The following is a 16,136-nucleotide window of genomic DNA, read 5'->3' as shown; positions in this document are numbered from 1 at the left end:
CCGGCGCCGGAGGCCGTGCCGGAGACGTCCGGCACGGGCTTCGGCCGCTTCCGCTCACTCGGGCTGCGGCGTGAGGCGCCGCAGCCCCCTGCGGTCGTAGTAGTGCGTCATGGCGAATCCGAACGCCAGGGCCAGCACCATGCCGACCGCGATCATGATCCAGCCGCGGGCCAGACCCGCGTCGCCCCGGGCGTCGAAGTACAGGATGGACCGCACGCCCGAGCTGAGCTGGTGCATCGGCTCGAAGACGCCCAGGAACCGGTAGAACGCGGGGGTCGCTTCCAGGGGGACGGTCGCCCCGGAGGAGGGGAGGGCCAGGGCGATGAAGATGAACATGGACACGAGCTGTCCGATGCCTCCGAAAGCCGCGTTGATGGCCTGGACGCCCAGGCCGACGGCGACCGTCGCGCAGTAGGAGAAGATCCACAGCATCGGGATGTGGTCGGCGTCCATGCCCAGGATCGCGATCGTGGCGACCATGACGAGTGTGGTGGTCAGGAGCGAGATCCCGGCCGTCATCAGCATCTTCAGGAGGAGCGTCTGGGTGCGGCTGATGGGGACGGTCGGGCGGCGGGTGTGCCAGGGCCCGAGCTCGCTGTCGGTGTAGCCGAGCGCGGTGTCGACGCCGGTGTTGACCAGGTTTCCGCCGATGAAGCCGCCCAGGACGAGCAGCAGCGTGTAGTAGAAGGCGGTCAGGCCCAGGCCGCTGTGCCGGCCGATCGGATGGCCGACGCGGGTGACGACCGTGACGGGGTCGGACAGGAGCACCCGCGTGGTCGGCACGGCGGAGGCGGCCGAGAGCTGTCTGCCGATGCTCAGCGAGGCCTGGTGGGCCGCTTTCTGGTTGATCTGGGACGCCAGGGAGGAGCCCAGACTGCCGAGGCCGGGGTTGGTGAGCACGGTCAGCGTCGGACGGGCCGTCGCCCGGTTCGTGGTCAGGGCCGCGACGGACGCGGTGAAGTCCGCGGGGACGACCAGGGCGCCGAAGACCTTGCCGGAGGCCAGCGCGTCCTGGGCGGCGGCGCCGTCGAGGCGGCGCCAGTCGATGGTGGTCTTGGACGAGCCCGCCGCGGCGACCGAGTCGGTGATCTGCTTCCCCAGGTTCTCCCGCTGTCCCGGCAGCGGGCGGCCCTCGTCCTCGTCGACCAGGGCGATGGGCAGCCGGTCCAGGTGGTCGCTCGGACTGAGGATGCCGCCCATGTAGAGGAGCGACAGCAACAGCGACACCAGGGCGCACAGGACGGTCGGCACGAGCCACAGCTTGGGGCGCCGTACGAGCGCGGAGGCGCGGACCTGGGAGGCGGGGGCCGGGTCCGGTCCGGCCGGGTCCGGGGTGTTCGGGGGGAGCGCGGAAGTCATGGGGCCATCGTCGGCGGACAGGGACAGGATCCGGGCATTTCGGGCGTCCGTGCGGGGGCGGCGTGTCGACGTGCCGCCGGCCCCGCTCCGATTGCGGAGCGGGCAGTGCCGGGTTTGAGTGGGCAGGCCCCCTTTTCGCGCCTCCAGGAGAGCTGCCATGTCGATGGCGTTCGGTTCACCCTTCGGTTCGTCGGACCCGTTCAGCGACCTGTTCAACCGGTTCTTCGGCATGTCGCCGGCCTCGTCGCCCCCGGCTGTGCAGCGCGTGCCCATCGGACGGCTGCTGACCGAGTCCTCCCACGAACTGCTGAACACGGCCGCGCGCAGGGCCGCCGAGGACGGCAGCTCCGACCTCGACACCGAACACCTCCTGTGGGCGGCGACCCAGATCGAGCCGACCCGCCGACTCCTCTCCCAGGGCGGGGTGAACCCCGACAAACTCGGCGACCGGCTCGCCGCGGCGGGACCCGGGGAGTCCGCCGAACCGTCCGCCGAGCCCGGGATCACCCCGGCGGCCAAGCGGACCCTCGCCGCCGCCCACGCCTACTCGCAGGCGGCCGGCCTCTCGTACATCGGCCCCGAGCACATCCTCAGCGCCCTCCTGCACGATGCCGACTCCGGGGCCTCCCGCTTCCTGCGGCCCGAGGACGTGGACGTGAAGAAGCTGCGCGGCCTCACCGACCGGGCGGCCCGGCCGGGCCGCCCGGAGCAGGGCGGCGCCCCCGCCGCGAAACAGCCCGCCACGACCCTCGACGAGTACGGCCGGGACCTGACGGAGGAGGCCAGGGCGGGGAAGCTCGACCCCGTCGTCGGCCGGGCCGACGAGATCGAGCAGACCGTCGAGATCCTCTCCCGCCGCTCCAAGAACAACCCCGTGCTCATCGGCGAGCCCGGCGTGGGCAAGACCGCCATCGTGGAGGGCCTCGCCCAGCGCATCGTCGCCGACGAGGTCCCCGACACCCTGAAGGGCAAGCGGGTCGTCTCCCTGGACCTGTCCGGCATGGTGGCCGGAGCGCAGTACCGGGGGCAGTTCGAGGAACGCCTCAAGAAGGTCATCGAGGACGTCCAGGAGGCGAGCGGCGACATCGTCCTCTTCATCGACGAACTGCACACCGTCGTCGGCGCCGGCGCCACCGGCGAGGGCTCGATGGACGCGGGCAACATGCTCAAGCCCGCCCTCGCGCGCGGCGAACTGCACGTCGTGGGCGCCACCACCATCGACGAGTACCGCAAGCACATCGAGAAGGACGCGGCCCTCGAACGCCGCTTCCAGCCCGTCCTGATCCCGGAACCCACGGTCGAGGAGACCGTGCAGATCCTCGAAGGACTCCGCGACGCCTACGAGGCCCACCACCAGGTCCGCTTCGCCGACGGCGCCCTCGCCGCGGCGGCCGAACTCTCCGACCGCTACATCAGCGACCGCTTCCTGCCCGACAAGGCCATCGACCTGATGGACCAGGCCGGCGCGAGGGTACGGCTCCGCAGCGGCGGCCGCTCCACCGAGGTGATCGGCCGCGAGGACGAGCTCGCCAAGCTGGGGCGCGAGAAGGACCAGGCCGTCGCCCGCGAGGACTTCGAGAAGGCCAAGGAGCTCAAGGAGCAGATGGCCCGGATCGAAGGCGAGCTCGCCGGGATCGAGGAGCGCCGCGAGGGCGTCGTCTCGGTCACGGCCGCCGACATCGCCGACATCGTCTCCCGTCGCACCGGCATCCCCGTCTCACAGCTCACCGCCAGCGAGAAGGAGAAGCTCCTCAAGCTGGAGGAGGAGATGCACGCCCGGATCGTCGGCCAGGACGAGGCGGTCACCGCCGTCTCCGAGGCCGTGCGCCGCAACCGGGCCGGCATGGGCGACCCGAACCGGCCCGTCGGCTCCTTCCTCTTCCTCGGACCCACCGGCGTCGGCAAGACCGAACTCGCCAAGACCCTCGCCGAGATGCTCTTCGGCGCCGAGGACCGCATGATCCGGTTCGACATGAGCGAGTTCCAGGAGAAGCACACGGTCGCCCGGCTCGTCGGCGCGCCCCCCGGATACGTCGGCTACGAGGAGGCCGGCCAGCTCACCGAGAAGGTCCGCCGCCAGCCGTACAGCGTCGTGCTCTTCGACGAGGTCGAGAAGGGGCACCCCGACGTGTTCAACACGCTGCTCCAGATCCTCGACGACGGGCGCCTCACGGACGGACAGGGCCGCACGGTCGACTTCCGCCACTGCGTCGTCATCATGACGTCCAACATCGGCGCCCACCGCATCCTCGCCCACGAGGGCGACGCCGCCGAGCTCAAGGACGAGCTGATGGAGGACCTGCGGGGACGCTTCCTGCCCGAGTTCCTCAACCGCATCGACGACATCATCGTCTTCCACAGCCTCACCGAGCAGGACCTGTCGGAGATCGTCGACCACCTCCTCGACCGCAGCAAGCACCGCGTCCACGCCCAGGGCATGACCCTGGAGGTCACCGAGGCGGCCAAGAAGCTGCTCGTCGCCCACGGCCACCAGCCGGCCTTCGGCGCCCGCCCGCTGCGCCGCACCATCCAGACCGAGCTCGACAACCGCGTCGCCACCCTCCTCCTCGGCGGCGAGGCGGACCCCGGCGACACGATCGTCGCCGACGTCGTCGACGACTCGCTGCACTGCACGGTCCGCAAGCACGCGGAGGCCGGGAGCACCGCCGTGGCCTGACGGCCGCCGTGCGAGAGCCGGGCACGGGGCCGTCCCGAGCGGCCCCGTGCCCCTGCCCCACCCCGGCCGCCCGACCCCGGCTGCCCCACCCCGTCCGCCCCGGCTGCCCCACTCCGTCCGCCCCGGCTGCCCCACCCCGGCCGTCCCGCCCCGGTACGGGGGGGCTCCCGGGAGGCGGTCGAGCATGTCGGTGACGTCGGTGCGGCCCGTGACCTCCCGGAGCGCGCGGGCCACCACGGGCTCCGGCTCCCGGACCACCGCCACCGGACCCCTCGGCACCGAACGCGCCGGCTCCGTCATCGGCACCGCGCGCATCGCCCCGTCCCCGGCGAACACCTCGTGGAGCACCTGACGCCCCCGCGCGGACCCGGTCAGCGGACGGAGCGGCGGCCGCGAGGCCTCCTGGACCGGTCGGCCCGCCGGGGGTGACCGGGGTCAGGAAGCCGGTTCGATCGTCACCTTGACGTGCTTCATGATCGGCTGGTCGCTCTGGGTGCTGTAGTCGTCCAGGGCGCACGGCACGTTCATCTCGGGCATGTAGCCGGCCGCGCAGCCGCGCGGGATGTCGTACGGGACGGCGAGATAGCCGTCGAGCTGCCGCCGGCTGCCGTCCCTGGCGGTGCTCGTGATGTCGACGCGGGCCATGTCGGCGATCCCGCGCTCGCGCATGTCGGCCCGGTTCATGAAGACGAGGGTGCGGAGGTTCCTGACGCCGCGGTAGCGGTCGTCGTCGGAGTAGATCGTGGTGTTCCACTGGTCGTGGGAGCGCATGGTGCCCAGGGCCAGGGTGCCGGGTTCCGGAACGACGTCCGGCAGCGGCGGGCCCGCGAACTCGGCCCTGCCGGACGGGGCGAGGAAGACCAGCTCGCGGGCGGGCTGCTTGATGCGGAAGCCGAGGGGGAGCCGTACGCGCCGGTTGAAGTCCTCGAAGCCGTCGAGCGCCTTCGCCATGGTGTCGCGGATGCGGTCGTAGTCCTCGACGTACCACTCCCAGGGCGTGGCGCTGTCGGGCAGTGCGGCGCGCGCCATGCCCGCGATGACGGCCGGTTCGGAGAGCAGGTGCGGCGAGGCGGGCCGCTTCATGCCGACCGACATGTGGACCATGCTCATCGAGTCCTCGACCGAGGTGCTCTGGATCCCCTTGCGCTGGTGGTCCTTCTCGGTCCGGCCGAGGCAGGGCAGGATGAGGGCCCGGCGGCCGTGCACGACGTGACTGCGGTTCAGCTTGGTGCTGACCTGGACGGTGAGCTCGCACCTGCGCAACGCCTCGTAGGTGTAAGGGGTGTCGGGGGCGGCGAGCGCGAAGTTGCCGCCCATGCCGACGAACACCTTCACGCCGCCGTCGTGCATCGCCTTGATGGTGCCGACGGTGTCCAGACCGTGCGCGCGGGGCGGCTCGATCGCGCAGGCCTCGGCGAGCCGGTCGAGGAACTCTTCACCGGGGCGGTGGTCGATGCCGCAGGTGCGGTTGCCCTGGACGTTGCTGTGGCCGCGCACCGGGGAGGGGCCCGCGCCCTCCCGGCCCAGGTTGCCGCGGAGGAGCAGCAGGTTGACGATCTCCCGTACGGTGTCGACGCCGTGCTCGTGCCGGGTGATGCCCAGGCACCAGCTGATGACCGAACGGTCGGCCTCGCGGTAGACCCGCGCCGCCTCGAGGACCTCCGCGCGGCTGAGGCCCGACTGCGTCTCGATCTCCTCCCACGGGGTCGCCCCGCACACCGCCCTGTACTCCTCGAAGCCGGTCGTGTGCCGTTCGACGAACTCCCGGTCCAGGGCCTTGGGGTCGGTGGCCGACTGCTCCAGGATCGCCTTGGCATCCCGCGGACGAGCGCCATGTCGCCGCCGATGCGCACCTGGAGGTTGAGCGTGGAGGTCTTCGTGGCGTGGAAGGTCGCCATGTCCTTGAAGTCGTGCGGGATGATCGCCCGCCCGGCGGCCGCCTCGACGAGCGGGTTGACGTGCACGATCCGCGCGCCCCGGGCGTGGGCCCGGGTGAGGGCGGTGAGCATGCGGGGGCGTTGGAGGCGGCGTTGACCCCCATGACGAACAGCGCGTCGGCGGTCTCCCAGTCGGCGAGGTCGACGGTGCCCTTGCCGGTGCCGAGCGAGGCCTGCAGGGCCCTGCCGCTGGCCTCGTGGCACATGGGGGAACAGTCGGGAAGGTTGTTCGTTCCCAGCTCGCGGGCCATCAGCTGGTAGAGGAAGGCGGCCTCGTTGCCGAGCCGTCCCGAGGTGTAGAACGAGGCCTGGTTCGGGTCCTCCAGCTCGCGCAGGGCGCGGCCGACGAGTTCGAAGGCGTCCTTCCAGCTGATGGGGACGTAGTGGTCCGACCCGGGGTCGTAGACCATCGGCTCGGTCAGCCGGCCCTGGTTCTCCAGGTCGTAGTCCGTCCATCCCGCCAGCTCGGTCACCGAGTGGGCGGCGAAGAACTCGCGCCCGACCCGCTTGCGGGTCATCTCCCAGGTGACGTGCTTGACGCCGTTCTCGCAGATGTCCAGGTGCGGGCCCTTGGTGTCGTCGGGCCAGGCGCATCCGGGGCAGTCGAAGCCCGTGTTCTCGTGGTTCATCTTCATGGTCGCGCGCGGGCCGTCCACCGGGAGGGCGCCCTCGCGGGCCATGGACCGGGTCACGCTCTTCGCCGCGCCCCAGCCCGCCGCCGGATGGCGGTACGGACGGAACGCGGGCTCGCCCCCGGGCTCCGGGCCCACCCGGTGCTCCAGGGGTGCTCGCTCGTCCGGGGCGGGGCTCTCGTCCCCGGTGGGGCTCTCGTCCTGGTCGGTGCTCAAGGCGCTTCACCCTCTCGCCCTGCGGACGCATGGGCACGGTGGGACAAAAGGGCCCCTCCGGGCAGGCTGAGGCCGCCGTCCGGCGCCTGCCACCCCGCGTTCGAAGGGTGTCCGGGCTGCGTGCCGGATCATGCGCACCTACGCTGGCGCTGTCCCTTTCCTCCGCTTTTCTCGATCTCTCGTGGGAGCGCCATGGCCGTACCCCAGTACGTCGTCGCCCCGCCCTCGCAGGCGGCCGTCTTCCTGGTGGCGACCGTCAACCCCGGCGGTGAGACCACGGTGCGGGAGGCGCTCCAGGACCTGACGGGACTGACCCGTTCGGTGGGGTTCCGCGCCCCCGACTCGTACCTCACCTGCGTCGCCGGCATCGGCTCCGAGGCGTGGGACCGGCTCGTCGGAGGCCCCCGCCCCCGCGAGCTGCACCCCTTCCCGGCGCTCCGGGGGCCCCGCCACCGGGCCCCGGCCACCCCCGGTGACCTGCTCTTCCACCTGCGGGCCCGGCGCCTGGACCTCTGCTTCGAACTGGCCCGGCACATCGTGGCCGCCCTGGGCGCCGCCGTGACTGTCGTCGACGAGGTCCACGGCTTCGCGTACTTCGACGACCGCGACCTGCTCGGCTTCGTCGACGGCAGCGAGAACCCCGAGGGCACGACGGCCGCCGACGCGGTCCACATCGGCGACGAGGACCCGGACTTCCGCGGCGGCAGCTACGTGACGGTCCAGAAGTACGTGCACGACATGGCGGCCTGGGACGCGCTCACCGTCGAGCAGCAGGAGCGCGTCATCGGACGGGCCAAGGGGTCCAACATCGAGCTGTCCGACGACGCCAAGCCCGCCGACTCGCACGTCACGCTGAACACGATCACCGACGAGAACGGCGTCCAGCAGCAGATCTTCCGCGCCAACATGCCGTTCGGCCAGGTCGGCGCCGGCGAGTTCGGCACCTACTTCATCGGCTACGCGCGGACGCCCGCCGTGACCGAGCGGATGCTCCGCAACATGTTCCTCGGCGATCCCCCCGGCACCACGGACCGCATCCTCGACTTCTCCCGGGCCGTGACCGGCGGCCTCTTCTTCGTACCGAGCGCCGACCTCCTCGACGACCTCCCCGCCCCGCCGGCCGCCGCGGCCCCCGGGGAGACCCTGGGCATCGGCAGCCTGAAAGGAGCCCTCGCCCCATGACGCCTCCCGAGTCCACCAGCAACCTCCACCGCGAACTCGCCCCGATCACCGAGGCCGCCTGGGCCGAGATCGAGGAGGAGGCCCGCCGCACCTTCCGCCGCAACGTCGCGGGCCGCCGCGTCGTCGACGTCCCCGACCCGGCCGGGCCGGAGCTCTCGGCCGTCGGCACCGGCCACCTCGCCGACCTGGCGGCGCCCGCGCCCGGCGTCACGGCGCGGCTGCGCGAGGCGCGGCCCCTCGTCGAGGTCCGGGTGCCGTTCACCGTCGACCGGGCCGCCGTCGACGACGTCGAACGCGGCTCCAAGGACTCCGACTGGCAGCCCGTCAAGGACGCGGCCCGCGCCCTGGCGCTCATCGAGGACCGCATGGTCTTCGAGGGGTACGAGGCCGCCGGGGTCGAAGGGCTGCGCGGCCGCAGCTCCAATCCGGTGCTGCGGCTGCCGACCGAACCCCGCGACTATCCCGACGCCGTCAGCCGGGCCCTCACCGCCCTGCGGCTCGCCGGCGTCGACGGGCCGTACGCCCTGCTGCTCGGCGCCGAGCAGTACCGGGCGGTCAGCGAGACCTCCGACCACGGCTATCCGATCGCGGCCCACCTCGCCCGGATGCTCGACGGCTCCCCGATCTGGGCGCCCGCCCTCGACGGCGGGTTCGTCCTCTCCACCCGGGGCGGCGACTTCGAGCTCCGCATCGGCCAGGACGTGGCGATCGGCTACACCGCGCACGACGCGGCCGGCGTGGAGCTGTACCTCCAGGAGACGCTGACCTTCCTGGCCTACACGGACGAGGCCGTCGTCGTCCTGGAGCCCTGAGCCGATGGACCGGAGGTTCTTCGGCGCCGTGCCCCGGCTCGCCGTCTCGGCGCTCGCCGGGGCGGCGGCCGGCGCGGCCGTCGCCGCCCCGGCCCACGCCCCGCTGGGCGTCCTCGCCGGCATCGCCGCGGCCGAGACCCTCTTCGTCGTCACCGGCTGGATCGTCCTGTGGCCCATGGACGCCACCACGACGCACCACAACGTCCGGCGCGAGGAGTTCCGGCCCGTCGTCGAGGAACTCGTCGTCGCGACCTCCCTGTGCGGGCTCGTCGGCATCGTCGTGCTGCTCCTGGTCGGCCGCACCGACCTGAGCCACGCGGCGGCCGCGACGGCGCTCCGCGGCGTCTTCAGGCCTGGGCGGCGCTCCACCTCGTGTACGCCACCCGGTACGCGCACCTCTCCTACGCCCTGCGGCCCGGCGGCGGCATCGACTTCAACTCCCCGGCCCCGCCGAAGTACAGCGACTTCCTCTACTTCAGCTTCAACCTCGGCATGACCTACCAGGTCTCCGACACGAACGTCTCCAGTCCCACGGTCCGGTCGATCGTCCTGCGGCACTGCCTGCTGTCGTACGTCTTCGGGGCGAGCACCCTGGCCACCACCATCAACCTCGTCACCGGGATCGTCACGGGCTGACCGGCCCGGCCGTCAGCGCCGCCACCACGGCTCGCGCACGTAGCGGCTCTCGTCGCTCGTGCAGCCGAGGCCGTTGGAGATCTGCCCGGAGTCCAGGTTCCATCCGACCACGCCGTTCCCCTTGCGGCTCAGCTCGATCAGACGGTCGATCCCGGTCCGCCCGCCCTCCGTCACCCGGCACTCGACGATCGACGTCCACGCCTGCCCGTCGAGCGCCGAGGCGAACGCCAGGACCGGCAGCACGACCACCGTCAGGGACAGCGCCACCCACTGCTCCCACCCGGCGGCCCCGCGCAGCCAGGCGGGCGGCCGGTAGTGGGGGTCGACGGGCCCGGTCCGGTCCTGTTCGTGCCGGTGGTGCGGGCGGCGCCGTCCCGTGCGGTACTCCACGACCACGCCCTGGCGCAGCGCGAGGGCGGTGAGCCCGGTGGCGAGCCCCCACCACGGCCCGAAGAGACAGGCGTCGATGATTCCGACGGCGACCGGGTTGACGACCGTGAGCGCCGCCCGCCGGAAAGCCCGCACCGTCCCGCCGCCGAGGGGGACCGCCCCGCGCGCGGCGAACAGGGCGAAGACCACCCGGGAGACGACGACGGCGAGGACGGACCCGAGCAGCGGGTCCGTGATCACCATGCCGACGAGGATGTCCGGCCAGTTCGCCGGCTCCATGCCGACCAGCACGTCGCGCACGGCGTCGCCGCCGCCGACCGTGTAGGCCAGCTTGGTGACGGGCACCGCGAGGGCCAGCGCCACCAGGACGGTGTGCCCCGGGCCGCCCTTGCGGTCGGCCTCCCTGGTCTCCTGACGGTCGGGCCCGGGGGAGGCGGCTTCCGGCACGCCGTCAGCCGAGCGAGACCACGACCGCGGTCGTCCGGCCCTCGGGGGTCTCGTACGTGACGGTGTCGCCGGCGCCGCGGCCGAGGAGGGCCCGGCCGAGCGGGCTGTCGGCGGTGACCAGGGTCGCGTCCAGGGCGTTCGCGAGCTCGCCGATCCGTACGGTCGACTCGGTGCCGTCCTCGAACCGCACGGTCACGCTGCTGCCCACGCCGACCGCGTCGGAGGACGGAGCCGGCGCGGCGGACGCCTCCCGGAGCCGCCCCTCGATCCTCTGGACGTCGGCGTCCAGGCGGTCGAGGTCGTCGGCGCGCTGCAACTCGTCGGCCTGGTCGGCCCGGTCGCCGGCCTCGTCGCCACCGCCGTCCCGCAGGGTGGCGGCGACGGCCTCGCGTTCGGTGCGCAGTTCGGCGAGCTCGCGCTCCAGCTCCTCGCGGGCGACGGCGCTGATGGGCTCGGGTCCACCGGTCATTGCTGCTCCCGACTCTGCGGCGGCACGAAGAAGTGCGAGGGTACATTCAGGACATTCCGCAGATTATCAGGGGTGCGCACGGACGGCCGGAGGACTCGCACCGGCTCCCGGCCCCGCCGATAGGGTGACGGTGCTCCGGGCCCGGGCCACGGTTCCCCGGACCGCGTCGAGAGGGAGAAGCGCACGATGGCCGTCATCCACCACACCACGATGCAGCCCACCAAGCTGGAGCTGCTCGCCGCGTGGCTGCCCACCCGCACCTGGTACGCCGGTGGGGCCGAGGAGCCGCGGCCGGCCAAGGCGGGCGGCTTCCGGCTGGACGACCCCGCCGGCGAGGTGGGCGTCGAGTTCATGGCCGTCACCGACGGCGCGGGACCGGACGCGGTCACCCACCTGGTCCCGATGACCTACCGGGGAGCCCCCCTGGAGGGTGCCGAGCACGCCCTCATCGGCACCTCCGAACACGGCGTCCTCGGCACGCGCTGGATCTACGACGGCGCCCACGACCCGGTGCTCGTCGCCCAGTTGTACGCCCTGTTCGCCGGACGGGCCGAGGCGCAGCACCAGTCCGTCGACGACACGACCGACCCCACCGTCTCCGCCTCGCTCGCCGCCGCCGGGACCGGCGCGGAGCTCGTACGGGTCACGGAAGGCCCCGACCGCACCGACGTGGAGGTGCGGGAGACCGGCGCGGACGCGCCGCTGACGCTCCGGCTGCGGCGCGTCCTGCGGCCCGGCACGGACGACGCGCCGGGCCGCGGCCGGGTCACGGCCGAGTGGCGCCGCCCCGACGGGACCACCGCCCGCGGCGCGTACGCCGTGGCCCTCGCCGGGCAGGGGCCGCTCAGACCCAGTTGACCTCCGCCTTCTCGAGCAGCGGGTCCTCCACCAACTCCCAGAGCGGGACGGCGAAGTTGCCCGTGCGGTAGCGGCCGCCGAAGTGCAGCCCGAGGACCCGGTGGTCGGCGAGGTCGAAGACCGGGGCGCCGCTGTTGCCTCCGAGCGTCGAGCAGTCGTGCTTCATCACCAGGCCGCCCGGCGTGAACTCGGTTGCCGTGCCCGGCTGGAGCCGCTTCACGTTGTAGACGTCCATGAAGATCCGGCGCATCGACTCGGGCTCGTTGCGCCGGCCGTCCCAGGCCGGGTAGCCGATCACGTACACCGGGCGGCCCGGCAGGTTCGCCGGCGCGTCCGCCGCGACCGCGAGCGGTGTCGGCAGGCCGTCCCCGGTCGAGGACTCGACGCGGAGCAGGGCCATGTCGACGTCGGGGTGGACGCCGATGACGTCGGTGATCTCGTACGGCGCCGAGGGCCCGGGCGGCTCGCCCCCGACGGGCGGCTCCTCCGCCGGATCGACCCGTGCCGACAGGCCGAACTCCAGCATCCAGCGCTCGCCCTCCAAGCGGCTGAACTCCGCCGCCACGTGACGGGTCGTCATCGCCGTGCGCGGACCGGCCAGGAACGCCGTCCCGACCCAGTCCAGGCCGGGATGCCCGGTGACCTCGACCCGCCCGACCCGACCGAGCGACTCCCGGATCGCGGGCCGCTGAGGTTCGAGCACCGCCCACTCGTCGTGCTGCGGGGCGAAGTCCTGGCGCTGGACCCGGATCGCGGGCCTGCCCTCCAGGAGGACGATCGCCTCCACGCCGAGGGCCTCGGCCCCGTCGAGCTCGTCCCCGCGGTGCCCGGCCAGCTTCTCCAGACCGCTGACCCCCGCCTCCAGGACGCGGGCCCGCTCGTCACGGGCGAAGCGGGAGATCTCGGCCGCCGGCGGCGCGCCGGCGGGCAGCTCGAGCGCGGACTCGGCGATCTCCGCCTCCAGCTCCGCGCGCACCCGCGCGGCCACCTCCCGCAGGTCCCCGAAGATCCGCTCGACAGCGGTCGCCACCGGTGACACGCTCCGTGGTCCGTTCGGCATGGTCGCTCACCTCGGCTTCGCGTTCGCCTCGGCTTCGCGTTCGCCTCCCCGGACGGGCCGCCCCGGCGCGGCAGCCGGTCCCGCGGCCCGGGGGCGTCGAGGAGGGGGTCCCGCCCCCGGCCGGCGACGAGCCCCCGTTCCGCCCCGGTGAGCGGCACGCGCACCTGCCCGGCGCCCTCCGCACGGCGCCGGTCGCTCCGGCGCCGGACCCGACGAGATCGATCGTGACCGACCGTGACCGGCCATGACCGGTCGAGGCGGGACGAGGCCGGACGAACTGGCTGATCCCCCTCATCGTTCCACCGGGCGGGAAGGGTCGCAATCGCTCCTCGCGGGCCCGCCGGAGTCAGGGGTGCAGCACCACGTCCGCGTACGACTCCAGGCGCCGCCAGCGCTCCTCCGGAGAGCGGAACACCGGCATCACGTCCACGTCCGGCAGCGGGCCGAACTCCAGCTCGGTGATCTCCGCGACGTCCGAGACGGGCACCTGGTACGTGCGGAAGGGGCCCAGCGGCGGCGGCGCACCGGCCGTCGCCCCCGCCAGGGCCCGCTCCGCGTCCCGGCCGAGGTCGGGGCTCTGGTCGAGGACGTACGCGGCGGCGGCGAGCGCCCCGTCCTGCATGAACGCGGCCACCTTCCAGAACCGCAGCGGCACCTGCAGGCCCCGGTACGGCGGGTCGGAGTCCTGGAGGACCGGGCCGGTGAGGACCGTCAGCTTCCGGTCGTACTCGGCGGCGTGGTCGAGCAGGTGGTCCTCCAGGCCCTGCCAGAGCTCCATGCCCCGGTTGAAGACGTCCGACCGGGGAACGGCGTTGGTGAAGTGGAAGGTGTCCGTGCGGGCCGGGGCCGCCACGGCGGGGGCGCCCCAGGCCGGGTCGAGCCGGCGGACCAGATGCCCCCGGTCGAGGCTGTTGTTCCGGTAGACCTCGTCGCCGGCCTGCTGCTCCTCCGGCAGCCGGGGGTCGAACTCCCAGACGTCCTCCCCGGGCACGTCCTCCCCGGGCACGTCCTTCAGGAGGGACCTGCCCTCGATGCAGACCGCGGTCGAGGCCGCGAGCCGCCGGTCGGGCCGGAAGACCACGGTGAAGTGGGTGTACGGCAGGATCACCGTCTCGATCGTCTCCCGGACCGGGAGCGCCGGCGGGACGACGGGGCCGAGGAAGGCCTCGTCGTAGCCGGCCCGGCCGGCGAGGGCGGCACGCCGGGCGCCGGGTCCGCCGACGACGGGCGACGTGGGAGGAGGCGGGGGGTCGGAAGGGTTCATGCGGTGTACGTACCGCGCGGAGGGGGACGCGCTCGGCGCGGGACCGCAGGCCACTCGATCAGCCGTTCCGGAGACCCGGGCCTCCGGCACCTCCACCTGGGCGATCCGGTTGCTCCGAGGGGGAAGGGCCGGAAAAACGAGAAGGCAAGGAGGGACGACCACTCCTTGCCACTCTCAAGATATAGCGCACCGGGGGCCTTGCGGCAAGGCCCCCTTCGTCCCGCAGAATCACCGTTCCGAGCAAGGAACTGTGGGAAACGGGGCTTATCGTGATGATTGACGTGATCGTGGTCGGCGGCGGACCGACCGGTCTGATGCTGGCGAGCGAACTGCGGCTGCACGACGTGCGGGTGGTCGTCCTGGAGAAGCTGGCCGAACCGACCCGGGAGTCCCGAGGACAGGGCCTGCACGCGCGCAGCGTCGAGCTGATGGCCCAGCGGGGCCTGTTGGAGCGGTTCACCGCCGTCAGCGAGAAGTTCTCGGTCGGCGGCCTCTTCGGCGGCGTGATGAAGCCGTGGCCGGAGCGGCTCGACACCGCCCACCCGTACGGCCTCGCCACGCCGCAGCCGGTCACCGAGCGGCTGCTGAACGAGCGCGCCCTCGAACTCGGCACCGAGATCCGGCGCGGCGCCGAGGTGGTCGGGATCGACCAGGACGAGGACGGGGTGACCGTCGAGCTCGCGGACGGCACCGCACTGCGCGCCCGCTACGCCGCCGCCTGCGACGGCGGCCGCAGCACGGTGCGCAAACTGCTCGGCGTCGGCTTCCCCGGCGAGCCCGCCACCGTCTGGACGCTCCTCGGCGACATGGAGGTGACCGCCGACCCGGAGACGATCGCCTCCGTCGTCGCGGAGGTCCGCAAGACGCAGCTGCGCTTCGGCGTACAGCCCTTGGCGGACGGGGTGCACCGCGTCGGCGTGCCCGCCGACGCGGTGCCCGAGGACGGCGCGGCCGCGCCGACCCTCGACGAGTTCAAGGGGCGGCTGCGGGCCGTCGCCGGCACCGACTTCGGCGTGCACTCGCCCCGCTGGCTCTCCCGCTTCGGCGACGCCACCCGGCAGGCCGAGCGCTACCGCGTCGGCCGGGTGTTCCTGGCCGGCGACGCGGCGCACATCCACCCCCCGACCGGTGGCCAGGGCCTCAACCTCGGCGTCCAGGACGCCTTCAACCTGGGCTGGAAGCTGGCCGCCGCGGTCGCCGGCTGGGCGCCCGAGGGGCTGCTCGACACGTACGAGGCCGAACGGCACCCCGTCGGCGCCCGCGTCGTGAAGAACACCCGCGCCCAGATGACCCTGCTCGGCAGCGACCCCGGCGCGACCGCGCTGCGGGACCTGTTCTCGGAGCTGATGGACCTCGAGGAGGTCAACCGGTACGTGACCGGCATGATCACCGCCGTCGACGTCCGCTACGACCTCGGCGAGGGTCATGAACTCCTCGGCCGGCGGCTGCGGGACGTGGCGCTGAAGCAGGGGCGGCTGTACGAGCTGACGCACGGCGGCCGCGGACTGCTGCTCGACCGGACCGGCCGGCTCTCGGCGGAGGGCTGGGCGGACCGCGTCGACCACGTCGTCGACGTCAGCGAGGAGCTGGACGCGCCCGCCGTGCTGATGCGGCCCGACGGTCACGTGGTGTGGGTCGGCGAGGACCAGGAGGACCTGCGCGGCCCCCTGACCGAGTGGTTCGGCGCCCCGGCGGCCTGAACCGCGTGACGGCGCCCGGGGGGCCCGGCCTCCCGGGCGCCGCGCCCCGGGCGCTTCGGCACGGGCCCGCCGCGGGACGGGCCTCGGGCGGACGCCGGTTCGTCGGGTCCCGGCCGAGGCGCCGTCCGCGCGGGTGGTGGGTCCGCCGGGCGCCCGGCACGGGACTGCCGGACAGCCGGCGTGGGCCTGCGGGACTGCCGGACAGCCGGCATGGGCCTGCCGTGGATCGGGTCCCGGACGGGTGCGGGGCCGTCGGGCGGGGGCCGAGGCGCCGTTCGTGCGGGCCCTGGGTCTGCCGGGCGTCCGGCGCGGGCCTGCCGTGGATCGGGTCCCGGACGGGTGCGGGGCCGTCGGGCGGGGGCCGAGGCGCCGTTCGTGCGGGCCCTGGGTCTGCCGGGCGTCCGGCGCGGGCCTGCCGTGGGGTGGGCCCCGGGGCGTGCGGGGGCGGTCGGCGCTCGGGGGAGGGGCCGGTCGCGCGGGCTGCGGGGTGGCGGGTG

11 protein-coding genes and 2 pseudogenes are annotated in these 16,136 nt (G+C 73.5%); 7 read left to right on the top strand and 6 right to left on the bottom strand.

Going from position 1 to position 16,136, the window contains the following annotated elements:
* Positions 1 to 54: 54 nt before the first annotated feature.
* Positions 55 to 1,359 (bottom strand): YhgE/Pip domain-containing protein, encoded by a 1,305-nt coding sequence (locus IE180_RS31570; protein ID WP_190160371.1) that lies wholly within the window; start codon positions 1,357 to 1,359, stop codon positions 55 to 57.
* 157 nt (positions 1,360 to 1,516) lie between these two features.
* On the opposite strand from IE180_RS31570, the gene IE180_RS31565 reads away from it, so the two are divergent.
* Complete coding sequence (locus IE180_RS31565; RefSeq protein ID WP_190160370.1) at positions 1,517 to 4,036, top strand: ATP-dependent Clp protease ATP-binding subunit; 2,520 nt, start codon at positions 1,517 to 1,519, stop codon at positions 4,034 to 4,036.
* Positions 4,037 to 4,220: 184 nt separating this feature from the next.
* Positions 4,221 to 4,388: a hypothetical protein gene (locus IE180_RS31560; protein WP_190160369.1), complete on the top strand. Its 168-nt coding sequence runs from the start codon at positions 4,221 to 4,223 to the stop codon at positions 4,386 to 4,388.
* Between the two features lie 83 nt (positions 4,389 to 4,471).
* On the opposite strand, the pseudogene IE180_RS31555 reads toward IE180_RS31560, so the two are convergent.
* Positions 4,472 to 6,821 (bottom strand): annotated as a pseudogene (locus IE180_RS31555) (FdhF/YdeP family oxidoreductase).
* Positions 6,822 to 7,013: 192 nt separating this feature from the next.
* Between IE180_RS31555 and IE180_RS31550 the strand changes: the two are divergent.
* From IE180_RS31550 to IE180_RS31540, 3 genes and pseudogenes are all read left to right on the top strand, one after another.
* Positions 7,014 to 8,003 carry a Dyp-type peroxidase gene (locus IE180_RS31550; protein ID WP_190160368.1) on the top strand — a complete coding sequence of 330 codons (990 nt, stop codon included), beginning with the start codon at positions 7,014 to 7,016 and terminating at the stop codon, positions 8,001 to 8,003.
* The gene (locus tag IE180_RS31545) at positions 8,000 to 8,815 is read left to right on the top strand and encodes a family 1 encapsulin nanocompartment shell protein (RefSeq protein ID WP_190160367.1); all 816 of its coding nucleotides are present in this window, start codon (positions 8,000 to 8,002) and stop codon (positions 8,813 to 8,815) included. Before IE180_RS31550 ends, IE180_RS31545 begins: the two co-directional genes overlap by 4 nt.
* A 4-nt stretch (positions 8,816 to 8,819) precedes the next feature.
* Positions 8,820 to 9,451: pseudogene (locus tag IE180_RS31540) on the top strand (DUF1345 domain-containing protein).
* Positions 9,452 to 9,463: 12 nt separating this feature from the next.
* Here the strand turns inward: IE180_RS31540 and IE180_RS31535 are convergent.
* Together IE180_RS31535 and IE180_RS31530 are read right to left on the bottom strand one after the other, a co-directional pair.
* Positions 9,464 to 10,288: a hypothetical protein gene (locus IE180_RS31535; RefSeq protein WP_190160366.1), complete on the bottom strand. Its 825-nt coding sequence runs from the start codon at positions 10,286 to 10,288 to the stop codon at positions 9,464 to 9,466.
* A 4-nt stretch (positions 10,289 to 10,292) separates the two neighbouring features.
* Positions 10,293 to 10,757 (bottom strand): GreA/GreB family elongation factor, encoded by a 465-nt coding sequence (locus tag IE180_RS31530; protein WP_190160365.1) that lies wholly within the window; start codon positions 10,755 to 10,757, stop codon positions 10,293 to 10,295.
* A gap of 186 nt (positions 10,758 to 10,943) precedes the next feature.
* On the opposite strand from IE180_RS31530, the gene IE180_RS31525 reads away from it, so the two are divergent.
* Entirely contained in the window at positions 10,944 to 11,615 is a 672-nt protein-coding gene (locus IE180_RS31525) for a maltokinase N-terminal cap-like domain-containing protein (RefSeq protein WP_190160364.1), read from the top strand.
* Here IE180_RS31525 and IE180_RS31520 read toward each other — a convergent pair.
* Positions 11,602 to 12,675, bottom strand: a complete 1,074-nt coding sequence (locus IE180_RS31520; protein WP_190160363.1) for a trypsin-like serine peptidase — start codon at positions 12,673 to 12,675, stop codon at positions 11,602 to 11,604. The genes IE180_RS31525 and IE180_RS31520 overlap by 14 nt on opposite strands.
* Before the next feature lie 346 nt (positions 12,676 to 13,021).
* Positions 13,022 to 13,939 (bottom strand): DNA/RNA non-specific endonuclease, encoded by a 918-nt coding sequence (locus IE180_RS31515; RefSeq protein ID WP_190160362.1) that lies wholly within the window; start codon positions 13,937 to 13,939, stop codon positions 13,022 to 13,024.
* Positions 13,940 to 14,211: 272 nt separating this feature from the next.
* Between IE180_RS31515 and rox the strand changes: the two genes are divergently transcribed.
* A complete protein-coding gene (gene rox, locus IE180_RS31510; RefSeq protein WP_190160390.1) occupies positions 14,212 to 15,639 on the top strand; it encodes a rifampin monooxygenase in 1,428 nt (475 codons plus the stop codon).
* Positions 15,640 to 16,136: the final 497 nt, after the last annotated feature.

It is taken from the genome of Streptomyces litmocidini (assembly GCF_014649755.1).
Classification (GTDB): domain Bacteria; phylum Actinomycetota; class Actinomycetes; order Streptomycetales; family Streptomycetaceae; genus Streptomyces; species Streptomyces litmocidini.
The sequence above is the reverse complement of the archived record's forward strand: the minus strand, read 5'-3'. Positions and strand labels throughout refer to the sequence as shown.